The following is a 14,921-nucleotide window of genomic DNA, read 5'->3' as shown; positions in this document are numbered from 1 at the left end:
AGCCATGGTGCCTTTGCATAAAATCAACCTCGAGCCCGAAACTATCATCGACGCGATCGAACGTCGCGTTTCGACCAACCACTACGATACAGATGCAAGCATCGATGATGCGATGCTCTGTGAGCTTGTTCGACTGGCCACACTCGCACCAACCGCATTCAATCTTCAGAACTGGCGTTTCATCGCTGTACGCTCGCGGGAGGCAAAAGAGCTGTTGTGGGAGGCATCGGGTCGACAAGACAAAATAAAGGCAGCGGCCGCCACTTTCATCGTCTGCGGTCGCAATCCCAAAACGATTGATCTCCAGCGAATTCTTCGCCTCTCCGTTACTGCGGGGTTCATGCCGGAAACAGTTGCGCTCGGCTGGGTTGATGCTGTTCACCACATGTATGGGAATGATCCGCAAATGCAGCGCGACGAAGCGATCCGATCTGCGACTTTCGGCGCTGCGAACCTGATGTACGCGGCAGCCGGTTACGGCCTGGCAACGGGGGCCATGGTTGGTTTCGATCCCATTGCGGTCAGTAGAGACTTCGGACTTGCCGGTGATGAAGTCCCCGTCCTGCTGATGACTGTCGGCAAAGCCACGGCCAATAACTGGCCGCAGAAACCCCGGTGTGATCTGCGCGAAGTACTGGAGTTCGCATGATCATGACACATACAACAACGGCCGGTCACAGTTCTTCCTCGGGGTGTCGCGGCCATGGCGTCGATGTTTTGATAACCGCGATTGCTCCGACGGTCTGGGGCAGCACCTATATCGTCACGACAGAATTTCTGCCATCTGGATATCCTGTCACAGTTGCGGCGCTCAGGGCACTCCCGGCGGGTCTTTTGCTTCTCGCGATCGTCAGGCAGTTGCCTACAGGAGTGTGGTGGTGGCGCAGCTTCATTCTCGGGATTCTCAACTTCACAGTCTTCTGGTCACTTTTGTTCGTATCGGCCTATAGGCTGCCTGGAGGCGTCGCTGCAACTGTCGGCTCTATCCAACCTCTGGTCGTGGTCGTTCTTGCCCGTGTCCTGATGGACGCGCGGTTGAAGCTTGGTGGGATTCTTGCGGCCTTGGTCGGAATAGGCGGTGTCGGGCTTCTTGTGCTGGCTCCGAATGCGAAACTGGACATGATTGGTATCTTTGCGGGCACGGGGGCGGCAGTCTCGATGGCATTCGGAACAGTTCTGAGCCGCAAGTGGCAACCTCCCGTTTCAGCTCTGACGTTCACGGCCTGGCAACTGACGGCAGGCGGATTGTTGTTGGCTGTTCTGGCACTTTTGCTCGAACCAATGCTGCCGTCACCGAGCTTGCAGAATATGGCAGGTTTCCTGTGGCTTGGTCTGATCGGGGCCGCAGCAACCTACATCATCTGGTTTCGCGGTGTATCCCGTCTTGAGCCCGCGCTCGTGTCGTCCCTAGGCTTCCTCAGCCCGTTGACCGCCGTAATTCTCGGGTGGGGTTTTCTCGGTCAATCTCTAACGTTAGTGCAGGTTCTAGGGGTACTCCTGGTTCTCATCAGCATACTCACAACGCAGCGCCAATCTCTCAAGGATCGGAGCCCTGAAACCGCGGCTCGCTGATGAATACATAGGCGAAGCTCCGTTCAAACACTCGTTCCTTTAGCTGCTGCTCGACCATTACGAATGGCATCCACGTTTGCAACGATAAGATTGTGTTCGTTATTGTCGTCGATGTTGTAGCGGCAGCTTTCGGAGATCCGACAGACGGAAACTCTGTTCAAGGCTCTATGCGCAAGACCAAGAGCTTCGGATGTCACAATTGCCTTCGATGTAGCATAGGCACGTGGCACCGCATGGCTTGAAGCCTTATACGAGCCAACGACGAATATAATATGGAAAGACGCCAACGAGATGCTCCACTAAATTCTGCTACAAGGATATCAAGGTCCTGAAGGCAGGATTAGTCGAGCGGTTTGGATCAGGTCGGACTATTAGACGTGTCTCGCCTTGATTGGCAGTCCATGACAGGCCTTAATTGCAAAATTGGATTTATTTTCCGCCTTGCGTCGAGCATACGAGAGAATCCATATCGTCTGCTGTGGGCTCTATCCCGGTAAACGTGAGGAGATATGAGCGCAAATGCGATAAACGTTCTTCGATGCTTTCTTTAACCTGCAGCGTAAAATGTCCAATCTGATTGTAATAAATGACGCGGCCGCGCGTCATTGCTTCTTCTTCAGCATAATCGAAGCGCATAAACATACGTTGTAACGCCTCAATACGTTGTTGGTCGGAATTATCCACAACCGCCCGAATGTTCGCGTCATGCCGTCCCCAAAAACGTATGGCTACATCGAGGGCTGGATCAAAAAGATCATCGTCAATCCAACATTCGAATACGTTACATACAGCCTTGTTAATAGTGGGTGCCGGACGCATGGCTCGTTCAATGATTGGACCCGTATTCTTCCTGAGCCAGTAATCGAGCAACTGATTATGTAAGTCCTGAATACTATCGAAGAACCAATAAAAGCTTGAGCGAGATACTCCAAGTTTTTTTGCTATTACCTGCACTTTTACTTGGTCAACGCCTTCCCGGATCAGAATTTCTATCGCGAGTTTAAGCCAATTGTTTTTGCCGGATTTTCCTTCCGTTTCGCGAACCACTATTTCTGTCTCCATGTGTATTCTTGCAGCCCATTGATGCTAAGGCTGCGCCTGTCTTAAAACCTAGCGCATGAAGCCGCCATCAAATCACGACCTTCAGAACGCAAGGAATGGTGTACCGCATCATTCTCGTGGATAGAAACTATATGAATATATGTATGGAAAGAATACCCTATGCTTATGTGCCGCCTGTGCTCCGGCGCTGTTGGTGTCGCAAATAGCGCAGTGACACATCTGCTTTTGGGTTCCTTCAGAGGAGGTGAACCCGAAAAGGCGCCCTGATATACAGAATTCATCTTCCCCCGCTTTTAAAGAGGGGATCGAACCGCTGTAGCTTCAATATTACAAATTTCGCATTAAAGACGAAAACTAACGGCGCGAAATCGTAAGTAGTGGGCAAGGCACCCTCTGCGCGGTCCGGATTCTGAAACACGTTTGGCTAACCACGCGAGATCAAAGTGGCTGATCCAGCATTCCCCGCCCTCGACGAGGACGACGTCAACGGGGGAAAATTTCGGATAGCCTTCTGGCTCGGACTAGAGGTCTGCGCCTATACGTTCCAAAAGAAGCCCGTAAATCAGCTTACTCTTCTCGAAGGCATCGAGGCGAAAAAACTCGTCTGGCGCGTGCAAGTTTTCATCCGCATGCGCGAAACCGAGCATGGTCGCATGAACTCCTGTCGCCTGCTGCAGCGTCGTCATCACGGGAATGGAGCCACCTAGGCGCGTTCTGTATGGAGCTGCGCCATAGACTTCCTCAAGTATGGCGGCGGCGACCTCGGTCGGTCGATGTCCGGCGGGCACGAGGAAAGGCTCTCCCCAATTGTTTTCGGATATGAGCTCAGCCGTCAGACCCCACGGACAATTCTTCTCTACATGATCGCGGATCAGGTCCTGAATCTGACGCGGATTTTGGTTTGCAACAAGCCTGCACGTGAACTTCGCGCTCGCCTGTGCGGGCAAAACTGTCTTGCCACCATCGCCCTGCCAACCGGCTGTTAGTCCATTCACATCCAGTGTCGGCCGGGCCCATAGCCGCTCGCGTGTCGAATACCCTCGCTCGCCGTCGACTGCCGTTGCTCCCGTTTCCGCTAGATATGCGGCCTCATCGTAAGGAACGAGCGCAATCGCCGCGCGCACATCGTCGGAAAGCGCGACCACATCATCGTAAAAGCCCTCTATTGTGACCACGCCGTCAGGAGAACGCATCGAAGCGAGGAGGTGAGCCAGTCCCATCGCGGGGTTTGCAATGCCGCCGCCATGCAGTCCGGAATGCTGATCCTTCGAAGGCCCTCGTACAATGAGTTCAAAATCGACGATGCCTTTTAACGCCTCGACGATCTGCGGCTGCTCGGGAGACCATTGCAGCCCATCCGCGGAGAAAATCATATCGCAAGCGAGCAGTTCTGCGTTTTCAGCAACGAAGCCCGGCATGTCGGGAGAGCCAATTTCCTCCTGTCCCTCGAACAGGAATTTAACATTCACAGGCAAGCGACCATCGCTCTGCAGCATAGCTTCAACAGTGAGAATCGGGGCCAGCATGTTCCCCTTGTCGTCGGTGGCGCCTCTTCCATAAATCCGCCCCTCCCTCACCTGCGGATCGAAAGGTGGTGTCGTCCATTGCTCGAAAGGCTCTGCTGGCTGCACATCGTAGTGACCATAGATCAGAACAGTTGGTCTGCCCGGACCGGCCCCCATCCAAGAGCCAAAAACGATGGGATGGTCGCCGGCTTCCAATATTGCAGCATTAGAGATACCTGCATTCTTTAAACGATCGGCGACCCAGGCGGCTGCTTTGCGCATATCCGGAAGATTGGCAATATTGGCAGAAACCGAAGGAATGCTAATAAACTCAAGCAATTCCGCGACAGCTTGATCACGCGTCTGGTTTAGCAGCGTCTCCCATCTACGTGTCGTTTCTTGCATAGTTTTACCTTCTTTTATGTAGTCTCTTAAATCGATGTCGAGGTCGCAAAGCCGGGCGGTGTAGAGGGCAGCCACTAGGAACTGCCGGATTACTTCGCCAGTTCCTAGTGGGCAAAAAAGAACACCCATGGATAGAAAGCGTACCGAGCCGATTTACTTCGCTATCGGGGCATACGTACCCTTGCTCCACCGGTTGATATCGTAGCTTGCGCCCGTCATGTCGCCTTTATCGTCGAAGCTGATACTACCGACGACCGTGTCGATCGGCTTACCATTCTTGAGAGCTTCTACTACCTTGGCAGGGTCGTCCGAACCGGCGCGTTCGATGCCTTGTGCGAACGCTTGGATAACCGCGTAGGAGAAGAGCGTGAAGCCTTCTGGCTTGAAACCACCCGATTGGATTTTTTCAACCGCGGCCTTCGCCTCGGGTTTGGCTTGTGGATCAGAAGGGAAGACAAACAGCGTCCCCTCACCGGCCTCGCCGGCAACCTGCCAGAATTCCGGTGATGCGATGGAATCAGGCATAATGAGTTGGAACTTGTATCCCTGCTCTTCCGCCTGACGGAGGATCAGGGCAGCTTCCGGATGATAACCGCCAAAGTAGACGACGTCGACCTTGGAGTCCTTCAGCTTCGTGATGAGCGCGTTGAAATCCTTTTCGCCAGCATTGATGCCCTCGAAAACTTCTTCCTTGAAGCCGCCCGCGTTCATGGAAGTGCGCACCGCATCCGCGATCCCGTGACCATAGGCAGTCTTGTCATGCAGGATTGCCACTTTCTTGCCCGCATATTCCTTGGTGATCCAGGGACCAATGAAAGCGCCCTGCGCGTCGTCACGTGTATAAAGGCGCATGATGCTCGTCCAACCCTTGGTAACCGCATCGTCTGTCATGGAAGGGTTGGAGGAGGCTGGGCTCATCATCAAGACGCCATTTTCGGCGTAGACTGCAGATGCGGGAATGCTCGCGCCGGAGCAAGCATGGCCATCGATGAACTTGACCCCGCTGGCCGCAACACGGTTGGCGACCGAGACAGCCTGTTTTGGATCACACTGATCGTCTTCAAGATGCAGCTTGATAGGCCGGCCAAGGACTCCACCTTTGGCATTGATGTCATCGGCTGCGGCTTGCGCTCCCTGCTTGAACTGGTCGCCGATCGTCGCGAGCGGCCCCGTCAATGGGCCTACGACGGCGATGGTGAGGTCGTCCGCCCGCGCTGCAGCCCCCAGGAGCACGCTTAGTGCGGCTCCAATGATCAATGTCTTTCTCATTCTCTCAACTCCCATATCTCTCGCGTTAATGCGAGGCTCCTTCCACTTTGAAAATCTTACGCATCCTCAACGCGCATGCCATCTCCCAAAAAGAGTGGATGACATTCGAGCCAATCCCAGACATAGGCGGCGTACCCGCGATCCAAGTGAATTCGAAGGAGCTGAGGCCCGGCATGCCGGTATACGACAGCGGACACGTCGCAAAACGAGATCGCCGCACAGGGTCCAGGATTATCCGGATCGATCGAAGTCGTCCGCCTCAATAGATCAACAATGCCCCGTCCCTCGACCTCAAGCAGTCGAAGGGCCGAACTTGCGGTCGATACAGCAAAGCCTTCGTCATGCCATCCATCCGCCAGCTCGGAGACAGATATGCCTACGACCAGCAGGCGATCACGTGCCATCCGCACGGCGTAACGATCGCCAAGTGCAATGCTGAGCGCTCCGACATCCCGACCAAGATTGTAGGTACCGAGGAAACGCTCGATATTCCCGCTGACGAAACGTTGGTGCAAACCAGTCCGGCTGCTAATTTTGACCGATCTTTCGACAATCCGGGCTTGCTGCCAATCGGGCTCTGCCTGCCATTTACGCGCGTTGTCAAACATGCAGGCGGCTCCCTTCTCCGTCGAAAGCGCAAGACGATACAATGCGTGCGCGCTTGACCTTCCCCAGATGCTGCAGCTCGATCACATCACCTGTGCGCGACAATCCGCGTTCGATCAATCCAAGCGCGATCGGCTTCTGCAACCAAGGACTGAAATAACTCGACGTGACATAGCCGATAGTGCGCACACCGCCATCAACTCTCTCTATGCCGTGCGCGCCAGTTTGTAGCACTTCCTGGTCATCTACCGCTTCGAGCCCGACAAATTGCCGACGATTAGGTCGAACTGCGTCCTCAGTGAGGAGAGACCGGCGCCCGATGAACTCGACCTGTTTACGTTCCAATGGCGCGGTCGCGCCAAAATCCATAGGTCGGCTTGTGCCATCGGTATCCTTACCGATGACTATATAGCCTTTTTCAGAGCGTAAGATCATCAGAGCCTCGAGTCCAAGCAGCACAGCGTCGAAAGCCTGGCCGTTCTGTTTAAGTCGCGCCCAGAGTGCCTCAGAGGAATCGGCTGGCACGGAAATTTCGTAGGAGCGGTCGCCGGTAAAGCTGACGCGAGAAATTCGCACCGCCACGCCCTCAAATGCTCCCGAAACGGTGGTCATATGCGGCAGCGTCGCATCGTCGAGCGCAATTCCCAGGTCGATAGTTTCCAGAAGTTCGCGCGATAGTGGACCGCTGACTGTCAATGTCGCCATCTCGGCCGTTACGTTGTGGATGAAAACCCGCTGCCTGTCGAAGCGGTCCTGACGCCATTCTTCCAAAAGAGCATGAACACCTGCGACATGAGAGGAAGAGCAAGAGACAATGAAGCGGTTCTCGTCGAGCCGTACGAGTACGCCGTCATCGTAAATGTTACCGCCTTCCGAAAGAATGAAACCGTACCTGCAACGGCCGGGCGCCAGCGTCGACATAGTGTTGTAGTAAATGAAGTCCAGGAAGCTCGCCGCGTCTGGCCCAATAACTTCGATCTTGCCGAGCGGCGAACTGTCGAACAGCGCAACGCTTGTTCGAGCCGCCTTTGCTTCAGCCTGGATCCGTTCATACGGCGCGCCCGCTCCGTAATAGGCCGGACGAAGCCACCCGCCATACTCACGGAACACAGCGTCATCTTCGCGATGCGCCTTTTCCAGCGGCAAGCGTCGCAGCGGCTTCATCCGCGTGCCAGCTCGTGTACCGGCAAAGCATGCAAGTGGAACAGGTGCAAAGGGTGGGCGGTAAGTTGTTGTGCCGACGTCGGGGATACGGCGACCGGTGATTTCGGCCATCAGCGCGATGCCGTTGAGGTTAGAGGTTTTACCTTGCTCAGTTGCCATACCGAGCGTGGTGTAACGCTTGACGTGCTCAACCGAGACGAAATTCTCGCGTACCGCCAGTTCTACGTCCTTGGTGGTGACGTCGTTTTGCAGATCGATCCAGACACGATCCTTCGCAGCTGGCTTTGGCCAGGCAGCAACAATACCGAAATCATGGCTAGGCCGGTCAGCCAGATCTACAGGAAGCTGAAAATTTCCCGCGGCGGCACCCACAACTTCCAAGCCTTCTACAGGCCCTCCGGGTACGAAAGCCAGGATATCATCACGCCAATCGAGTTTACCCTGTGCCTGACAATAAAGATGAACCGTAGGCGTAAAGCCTCCCGAAACGAGCAGTGCATCCGTCTCCAACATGCTCCCATCAGAAAGCCGAACGGCCTTCACCCCTCCACGGCCGATTGCGGACATGACCGTTAGCCCGCCCAGAACCCTCATACCGGGGGGAGAGGAACTTGCCGACCGGTAGTCCACGAGCGTCACGCTGGCGCCTGCGCCAGCCAACGCCTCTGCAGTCTCATAGGCATGCCCATTATTTGTTGCGACAACGATGTTGCGCCCGGCGACGATGCCAAAGCGTCTCAGATAGACAAGTGCAGCCTCAGCCGACATGATGCCAGGCAGGTCGTTATTGCCAAACGGCAAAGGCCGTTCGATCGCGCCCGTGGCAAGCACGATCGAACCGGCCCGGACTCGCCAAAGCCGATCAGGTCCGTTCCCGTCGACCTTTTGGTTGAGGCCGACAAGGAGATGATCGTAGAGGCCGAATGCTGTTGTGTCTGTCAACACCAAGGCACCGCCTCGTTTAAGCTCCGCCACAACATCCGCGGTCCATTCGGTGCCACTTTTCCCTTCGACGTTCGCGCTGCGGAAAAGAAGGCTTCCGCCGATTTGGCAGCCGCTGTCGCAAAGCACGACCCGCTTTCCGGCGCGTACTGCATTGCGTGCCGCTTGTAGGCCGTAGGGCCCAGCACCAACAACCAATACGTCGCAATGGAAGTTAGCTTGGTCTGCCGAAGCTGGGCCCACTGCCGTTGCGTCAAGCGTCCCGAGGCCTGCCATCTGTCGTATGCGCGGCTCGAAGAGATGCCAGTCAGGAAACATGAAGGTTTTGTAGTAGAACCCTGCTGGGATGAAGCGTGAAAAAGCGTCGAGGAAGGCGCGGCGGTCTTTTTCGGCACTCGGCTGGGTGTGAACGCTTCGCACCACCATGCCATCGACAGCAAGCACCTGCGTCGCGCGCGTGTTCGGCATACCCCCAACAACATCGACAAGTACATTTGGCTCCTCGACACCCGCACCCCACAGGCCACGCGGACGGTGATACTTGAAGCTGCGGCCAAGCAGGGAAACGCCGGAGGCAAGCAGAGCTGAGGCGACCGTATCTCCGGCAAAACCCGGAACGGTTCGCCCGTCAAAAACAAAGTTCAGAGGCCGCGCCATGTCGACAGCCGTCCCAACCTGGCCACGCCATGCGCTCATTGCTGCTCTCCATCCATCAATGCGACGGAACGCGCCACCGCGTGATGCACCGTATCCCGCTCCAGACGGAAAACTTCACCGCAGGTCATGTGCATCCATACCTCGTTCGCGGCGCCACGAAGATTTTTACGGTCGTGTAGGTAAGCAGACCATTCGGCGTCAGATACCTCGCGAAAGCCTTCGGGGCGATGAGTGAAGGCATCACCTCCATAGTGGAATTCGCTCTCGCTTCTTGGACCACAGAAGGGGCATGGGAAAAGTTGCATGATAGCCTCCTAGTGCGCGATACCTGAGCCGGCGGCTTCATCGATCAGACGCCCGCGTGCAAAACGGTCGAGATCGAAAGGACGGCTGATGTCGTGGTGCTTGCCCGTCGCCAGTAGATGTGCCAACAGTATACCGCCGGCGGGAATGGCCTTGAAGCCGCCAGTGCCCCATCCGCAATTGAGAAAGAGCCCCGGCAACGGGCTTTCGCCCAAAATTGGAGAGGAATCCGGCGGTACATCGACGATACCAGCCCACTGGCGCATCATCCGCAGCTGGCGAAACGACGGAAACATTTCGAGAAGTCCTGAGATGACATCCTCCAAAACCGGCAGGTTGCCGCGTTGACCATAGGAAGGAACCCTGTCGAGCCCACCGCCGATCACGATCTCGCCCTTGTCCGACTGGCTGACATAGACGCCCGTGCTTGGAGAGAGCACAACGGTATCGAGCGCCGGGTTGATCGGCTCGGAGACGCATGCTTGCAAGGCATAGGATGTAAGCGGAAGCCGAAACCCAGCCTTGGCAGCAAGATGGGAAGAGTGACCAGCAACTGCCATGCCGATGCGATCGGCGCGAATCTCACCACGATTGGTTTTAACACCTCGACAGTGCCCGCCCTCGATGATGAATTCCTGCACCTCGCAGGACTGGATGATATCGACGCCCAGAATGTCTGCTGCGCGAGCGTATCCCCAGGCAACGGCATCATGCCGCGCCGTGCCGGCCCGGCCCTGCCAGACCCCACCGAAAATCGGATATCGCGCTTCGGGCGAAAAATTAAGAAGCGGTGCGACGCGACGCACATCCTCAATGCCGAACAGTTCGGCGTCGGCACCATTGATCTGCATCGCGTTGGTAGTTCGTGCTGCCATCTCCATGTCCGCCTCGCTATGGGCAAGTGTCAGGATTCCGCGCTGCGATAGCATGATATTGTAATTCAGTTCGCGCCCGAGCGTTTCGTACTGGCTAAGCGCCATGCCGTAGAGCGCTGCACTTTCGGGAAAGAAATAGTTGGAGCGAACGACAGTCGTGTTGCGGCCAGTATTACCGCCGCCAAGCCAACCTTTTTCTATCACTGCAATATTGCGGATGTTGTGAACTTTGGCGAGATAGTATGCAGTTGCCAAGCCATGGCCGCCGCCTCCGATGATGATAATATCATATCGCGACTTCGGATCCGGCGATCGCCAAGCCTGCTGCCAACCCTTCTGACCTCTCAGGCCTTCCCAAAGAAGCGTTAGCGCCGAATAGTGCCTCGTCATAATGAGTTCCCCAAACCAAGGCACCGCAGCGGTGATATATCATTGAGCCATGGGCGGCTGATCCTTAACCATGTTCCTTGGCGAAACGCCGGAGATCGTTGGATTGGAACTGCCACGGCATCCATTGTTACATTATTGTGTACATATGTGTCCAGAACATTTCGATTGGTGCAGTCACCCGACAAGAATTGTCGCTAATTTTTCTTTGTCCGTTCATGAGCAAACAAATGGCGCCAGTCTGCGTCACTAAACAGGCAGGGGAACATTAGAGATTCCAGAGCATATAACATTCATGCCTGTGCGGTGCGCGCTATAGCAGGCTCATTGACCGGAACAGCCTAAAGATTGGTCGGAACGGCCAACCTTAAGTCCGAGAATTTCAAATTACATGGTTAGGTCGGCCATAGGCGGTCTCAGGTCTCGCATCGGCTTTGCTAAAGCTGGGAAACAATTTCAACGCCCGAGCAATCCAGTCTAATCAATCGCACGAACCAATTTAGCTATGCTGCACTTCGCGTCAGGGCGAAATGTTCTGCATTCCCCGTTCGCCGAAATTTAATGTTTGATCCTGGTTTTTGATGGATCATTTGCTATGCCAGCCGTCGATCAGGACCGGTGTGTAATTGACGACAGCATTCAGAACCTTCTTTAAAAAGGCAGCAAGGTGATTGCTGAACCTTCTTTTGACGAAGCAACGTATCACTCGGAAACGAACCCGGCGAAAAGTTATGCCGCAGGTCAAACTCCGGCACCACAATGGTCTTAATATCCGTTTCGATAATACTCATGTGCCGCTAAGCAAACGGAAGCGAATGACTCAGCACATCCTAACGCAAGTTATGGCGACACCGCGCATAACTTGCGTCCGCAGCCCCCTTGCCTGAGCGTCATGCAAGCTGACAGGACGACGGGCCACGGACGGGACCGCGGAACTTACCACTGGCTCCGCAAGCCGACTCTCGCTCTTAGTGTCGTGCTATCGCCAAAGGACGCCAGCGATGTGCTAGCCGCGACATCCCCATAGAGAGAGTACCGGTCGTCATCCCAATTGTAGGTACCGCCCAGTCCGAGCTCTCCCCACAGTTCGTCGTTCTTTGCGAGGAGTCCGGTGCCCGCGACGTCCACCCGCGTGCCGTCTAGGAACTCATAGTTGAGGTTTCCGATCGCATGTACGGAGATGCGCTCAACCTGGCCATCCGCGTTCTTCCATATATTCTGGTGCTCGACTGCCAAGCCGAGGCGGGTAGACAGGCTGTCGGCGCGGTCAAGAGCTACATGGGCGCCGCTTTGATCAGTGAAGCTGTCGAAATCAACGCTCGAATAGACAAGCTGAGCCTGCGGTGTCAGCATCCAACTTTCGCTTAAGTCGATACGCTTGCCGCCCTCGATCGAAAGCGCATAGCCAAACGCCCGGTTGTCATGTGCCAACTCGCCCAGGATATCCGAGGAGAGATCGCTGCTAAACCAGGTCAACTGTCCCTGACCGTCGAGATAGAAACCATTTTTGCCGTACCAAGTCGCGGTCGCAGCCACGCCATAGGCGTTAGCATCGATGCTACCGTTGCCGAACACCGACGCGACGTCGGCGGAGGCGCGACCAAAATGGCCATTAATGCCGGCGGTCAGGTTGCCCGATGCACCTTCATGGAAGACGCCATCCAAGCCTGCCTACGCCAGATGTTCACCTTGTAGTCAGTCTGGCTGGTCGTCACATCTGGGCTGAATTCCGAACGCGTGCCTTCGATGAAGCCCCATACACCGTTCTTGTCCATCTTTGACCCAGACTGTCGGTCCATATAGTAGCCTTTTTGCTCGCGCGTAACGGCGCAGCGAAAGTTCTGGCTCGCGTCTTTGCAGAATACAGTTTCGATGGGTACGGGTGGTTCGTTCCAATAGCGGTTGCCGACGCGCTGATGCAGCGTGGGCAAACCATTAAGGCCAAGAAGGACTTGCGGGTAAGCTTCATAAATGGGAACGCCCGGCTGATACAGGGGGGTACTGGGAACGCCCGGCTGATTTGGGGGGGTACCCTCATCTTCCTCCCAGAGCTGGGAGCGCAGATACCAATCGCCGTCCTGGGGATCGGCAACGCCGTTCTTCCAAAGCGTATAGCCATAAGCGCCCGCGATGACCGCCTCGCGGCCGTTAATGACATAATCCCCAACTAGTTTGAATTGGCCAGCCGAGGTGCCGTCAACCTGGATAATCTTGATGCCGTCCGCGATTGTCTGCGCGCCACTGCCACTAGCATTGCGCACAATCACGTTGGTGGTGCCGGCCGTGTCTTCCCTCACCACCATCATATCCGTCACCGAATTATCGTCGCCGAGAACAGTATTGAAGATTAAAGTGCTGCCGGCCGAGCCGACATAGTTGTCCGTCGTGAGAGTCTTAAAACCATTGACCGACGGATCCGCGAACTCGATCACTCCCAGATTACTTGTCATGCCAAGCCCGACCTGCTCATAGGTAAACTCGTTCGGCGGGCAATTCTCGTAGCAATAGGGATAGGTCACGGCGGTGGTTGCGATCGCTGCATCTGTGACGAGCGAATCCGCCGTGATCAGCCAGCGCGAGTTAGGGTCTACGGCGATCTCGCTGGCGCGAATTGCTGCGCCTTGCCAGTCGGAGTTGTTTAGATTGACAACGGCCACGCTATCGCCGCGCACTACGCCAACGAAGGGCTCCCCCTGTAGCTGGATCCCCAGTCTTTCGTCACCCTCTTCCTCGGTCTCGGCGTAGACATCACCGACGACTTTGACATTGTTAAAGTTGGTGTTGATTCTGCCGAACACCGCCGCGTTGCCCTCACCGGCGGCCGCAGCCAGCGAGCGTACGACCATGCCACTCCCGGCAACAATCGTGCCCACGTCCGTGATGTTGACCTCGAGATTAGCACCATCGCCGCGGATCAAGTCACCCTGCTCCGAAACGAGTTTGCCACCGGAAACAGAACTCCGGCTCGCAGGCCCCTGCTGGAAATCGGAGATATTCCGTGTCACCACCACTCGGATCTGGTCGTTGTCCCAGTCCGTGTTCTCAGACTGCGGCATGTAGTTCGAATCATATCCCATAATCGCAGCGGCATTTTCGCCCCGCGTTCGAATGTCTACATTGGTGGCGGTGATCTCCGAAGTGACTGTGCTACCACCCGCCCCCTTCATCACCACAAGACCTCCGGCCCATTCGCCGCTCGTGGTGATCGAACTATCCGTCAAAGAAATGGCTCCTTCACCCCATACGGACACGCCGTGAGCGGCAGGGTAGTAGCTGGGAGTATCCCCCTCACAGTATCCGTAGGCGCATCCGCCCTCGGTGACGATGCTCATGTTGCGGCCATCGATCGAACCGCCATTGTAAATGAGCAGGCCCACCGCTCCGTCGCCCCTAGTATGTACATTGCCGCCGTTGACCTGAATTTCGGCGCCCACCAAGGCAAAGATGCCGACGCCGTTGGAATAGCCCCCGACAGTAGAAATCTCGACATTGGAATAGTCAGTCGCAACAGGATCCTGACAGTAGATGTTCCCAGAGCCCAACTCGGGGGAGTTGCAGGCATATGCTGCGTTTGGAAGCAACGCAGCGCCGCCGAAGACAAGCGGCGGAACGAGATATGTCGACGAAATCAGGGATAAGGCCGAGGCTGAACGGATCAGGCGTAGGCTGAAATCTGGCAGGCGCATTATAACTCACCGAGGGGCTGGGATTATCGTTTAGGCAGCCCCGTCAGCTGTCGCGCCAAGTAAATGGCCATTATCAGCTTAAAGTACAAGCCAAAACCAATAATACTCTGATCACTAAAACGTGGTTAATTAGCTCCCTCGAAAATTGCAATAACACTTCCTGTCAAGCCCGGTCAGTTCTTCTAGCCGGATGACACCGTAACCTTAGCTTAGTCTCAGCGGTCGATAAGAGCGTATGTTGACAATCACGCCGCGCCTTGGCACCGCCATCGCTTTGCAGACTAGTTTATTGCCGAACCGGTGTGGCTTCTTCTCCGGCTGCCGATGAATCGAAATTCGCCGCGTCCCGTTTCTATATTGCCAAGGCGTATCTTTATGACCGGTTACGCGGTGCCCTCAAACCGCGCCAGGAAAAAAGTGGTAGCTCGGTTGTTTGAAACCGCGTGGCTTATGCACCGAAAATTATCTGACCATTACCAAAGGCCTTA

Annotated in this window: 12 protein-coding genes; 2 read left to right on the top strand and 10 right to left on the bottom strand. The window is 55.5% G+C overall.

Going from position 1 to position 14,921, the window contains the following annotated elements:
- The first annotated feature begins 4 nt into the window (after positions 1-4).
- Together QSJ70_RS22055 and QSJ70_RS22050 are read left to right on the top strand one after the other, a co-directional pair.
- The gene (locus QSJ70_RS22055) at positions 5-649 is read left to right on the top strand and encodes a nitroreductase family protein (protein WP_285539653.1); all 645 of its coding nucleotides are present in this window, start codon (positions 5-7) and stop codon (positions 647-649) included.
- Between the two features lie 2 nt (positions 650-651).
- Entirely contained in the window at positions 652-1,572 is a 921-nt protein-coding gene (locus QSJ70_RS22050; protein ID WP_285539651.1) for an EamA family transporter, read from the top strand.
- Positions 1,573-1,595: 23 nt separating this feature from the next.
- Here the strand turns inward: QSJ70_RS22050 and QSJ70_RS22045 are convergent, their stop codons facing one another.
- The 10 genes from QSJ70_RS22045 to QSJ70_RS22000 form a co-directional block, all read right to left on the bottom strand.
- Entirely contained in the window at positions 1,596-1,859 is a 264-nt protein-coding gene (locus QSJ70_RS22045; RefSeq protein ID WP_285539648.1) for a hypothetical protein, read from the bottom strand.
- 142 nt (positions 1,860-2,001) lie between these two features.
- Positions 2,002-2,619, bottom strand: coding sequence for a TetR/AcrR family transcriptional regulator (locus tag QSJ70_RS22040; protein WP_285539646.1), 618 nt, complete (start codon positions 2,617-2,619; stop codon positions 2,002-2,004).
- Between the two features lie 536 nt (positions 2,620-3,155).
- The gene (locus tag QSJ70_RS22035) at positions 3,156-4,544 is read right to left on the bottom strand and encodes a dipeptidase (RefSeq protein WP_285539643.1); all 1,389 of its coding nucleotides are present in this window, start codon (positions 4,542-4,544) and stop codon (positions 3,156-3,158) included.
- A 153-nt stretch (positions 4,545-4,697) separates the two neighbouring features.
- The gene (locus QSJ70_RS22030; RefSeq protein WP_285539641.1) at positions 4,698-5,813 is read right to left on the bottom strand and encodes a branched-chain amino acid ABC transporter substrate-binding protein; all 1,116 of its coding nucleotides are present in this window, start codon (positions 5,811-5,813) and stop codon (positions 4,698-4,700) included.
- A 56-nt stretch (positions 5,814-5,869) separates the two neighbouring features.
- Complete coding sequence (locus tag QSJ70_RS22025) at positions 5,870-6,421, bottom strand: sarcosine oxidase subunit gamma family protein (RefSeq protein ID WP_285539639.1); 552 nt, start codon at positions 6,419-6,421, stop codon at positions 5,870-5,872.
- Positions 6,414-9,221: a 2Fe-2S iron-sulfur cluster-binding protein gene (locus QSJ70_RS22020; RefSeq protein WP_285539637.1), complete on the bottom strand. Its 2,808-nt coding sequence runs from the start codon at positions 9,219-9,221 to the stop codon at positions 6,414-6,416. The genes QSJ70_RS22025 and QSJ70_RS22020 overlap by 8 nt, the downstream gene beginning before the upstream one ends.
- Positions 9,218-9,487, bottom strand: coding sequence for a sarcosine oxidase subunit delta (locus tag QSJ70_RS22015; protein ID WP_285539635.1), 270 nt, complete (start codon positions 9,485-9,487; stop codon positions 9,218-9,220). The genes QSJ70_RS22020 and QSJ70_RS22015 overlap by 4 nt, the downstream gene beginning before the upstream one ends.
- Before the next feature lie 9 nt (positions 9,488-9,496).
- Positions 9,497-10,750, bottom strand: coding sequence for a sarcosine oxidase subunit beta family protein (locus QSJ70_RS22010; RefSeq protein ID WP_285539633.1), 1,254 nt, complete (start codon positions 10,748-10,750; stop codon positions 9,497-9,499).
- Between the two features lie 933 nt (positions 10,751-11,683).
- The gene (locus tag QSJ70_RS22005; protein WP_285539631.1) at positions 11,684-12,412 is read right to left on the bottom strand and encodes an autotransporter outer membrane beta-barrel domain-containing protein; all 729 of its coding nucleotides are present in this window, start codon (positions 12,410-12,412) and stop codon (positions 11,684-11,686) included.
- The gene (locus tag QSJ70_RS22000) at positions 12,373-14,433 is read right to left on the bottom strand and encodes an autotransporter outer membrane beta-barrel domain-containing protein (protein ID WP_285539629.1); all 2,061 of its coding nucleotides are present in this window, start codon (positions 14,431-14,433) and stop codon (positions 12,373-12,375) included. The genes QSJ70_RS22005 and QSJ70_RS22000 overlap by 40 nt, the downstream gene beginning before the upstream one ends.
- Between the last annotated feature and the right edge of the window lie 488 nt (positions 14,434-14,921).

Origin of the sequence: Brucella sp. NBRC 12950 (genome assembly GCF_030268145.1) — a bacterium.
Taxonomy (GTDB): Bacteria; Pseudomonadota; Alphaproteobacteria; order Rhizobiales; family Rhizobiaceae; genus Brucella.
This window is presented reverse-complemented; position numbering and strand designations above follow the sequence as displayed.

Excerpts from the sequence above, each read along its gene's own strand:
- QSJ70_RS22055 (WP_285539653.1), top strand. The coding sequence starts at position 5 with ATGGTGCCTTTGCATAAAATCAACCTCGAGCCCGAAACTATCATCGAC.
- QSJ70_RS22050 (WP_285539651.1), top strand. The coding sequence starts at position 652 with ATGACACATACAACAACGGCCGGTCACAGTTCTTCCTCGGGGTGTCGC.
- QSJ70_RS22035 (WP_285539643.1), bottom strand. The coding sequence starts at position 4,544 with ATGCAAGAAACGACACGTAGATGGGAGACGCTGCTAAACCAGACGCGT.
- QSJ70_RS22030 (WP_285539641.1), bottom strand. The coding sequence starts at position 5,813 with ATGAGAAAGACATTGATCATTGGAGCCGCACTAAGCGTGCTCCTGGGG.
- QSJ70_RS22025 (WP_285539639.1), bottom strand. The coding sequence starts at position 6,421 with ATGTTTGACAACGCGCGTAAATGGCAGGCAGAGCCCGATTGGCAGCAA.
- QSJ70_RS22020 (WP_285539637.1), bottom strand. The coding sequence starts at position 9,221 with ATGAGCGCATGGCGTGGCCAGGTTGGGACGGCTGTCGACATGGCGCGG.
- QSJ70_RS22015 (WP_285539635.1), bottom strand. The coding sequence starts at position 9,487 with ATGCAACTTTTCCCATGCCCCTTCTGTGGTCCAAGAAGCGAGAGCGAA.
- QSJ70_RS22010 (WP_285539633.1), bottom strand. The coding sequence starts at position 10,750 with ATGACGAGGCACTATTCGGCGCTAACGCTTCTTTGGGAAGGCCTGAGA.
- QSJ70_RS22000 (WP_285539629.1), bottom strand. The coding sequence starts at position 14,433 with ATGCGCCTGCCAGATTTCAGCCTACGCCTGATCCGTTCAGCCTCGGCC.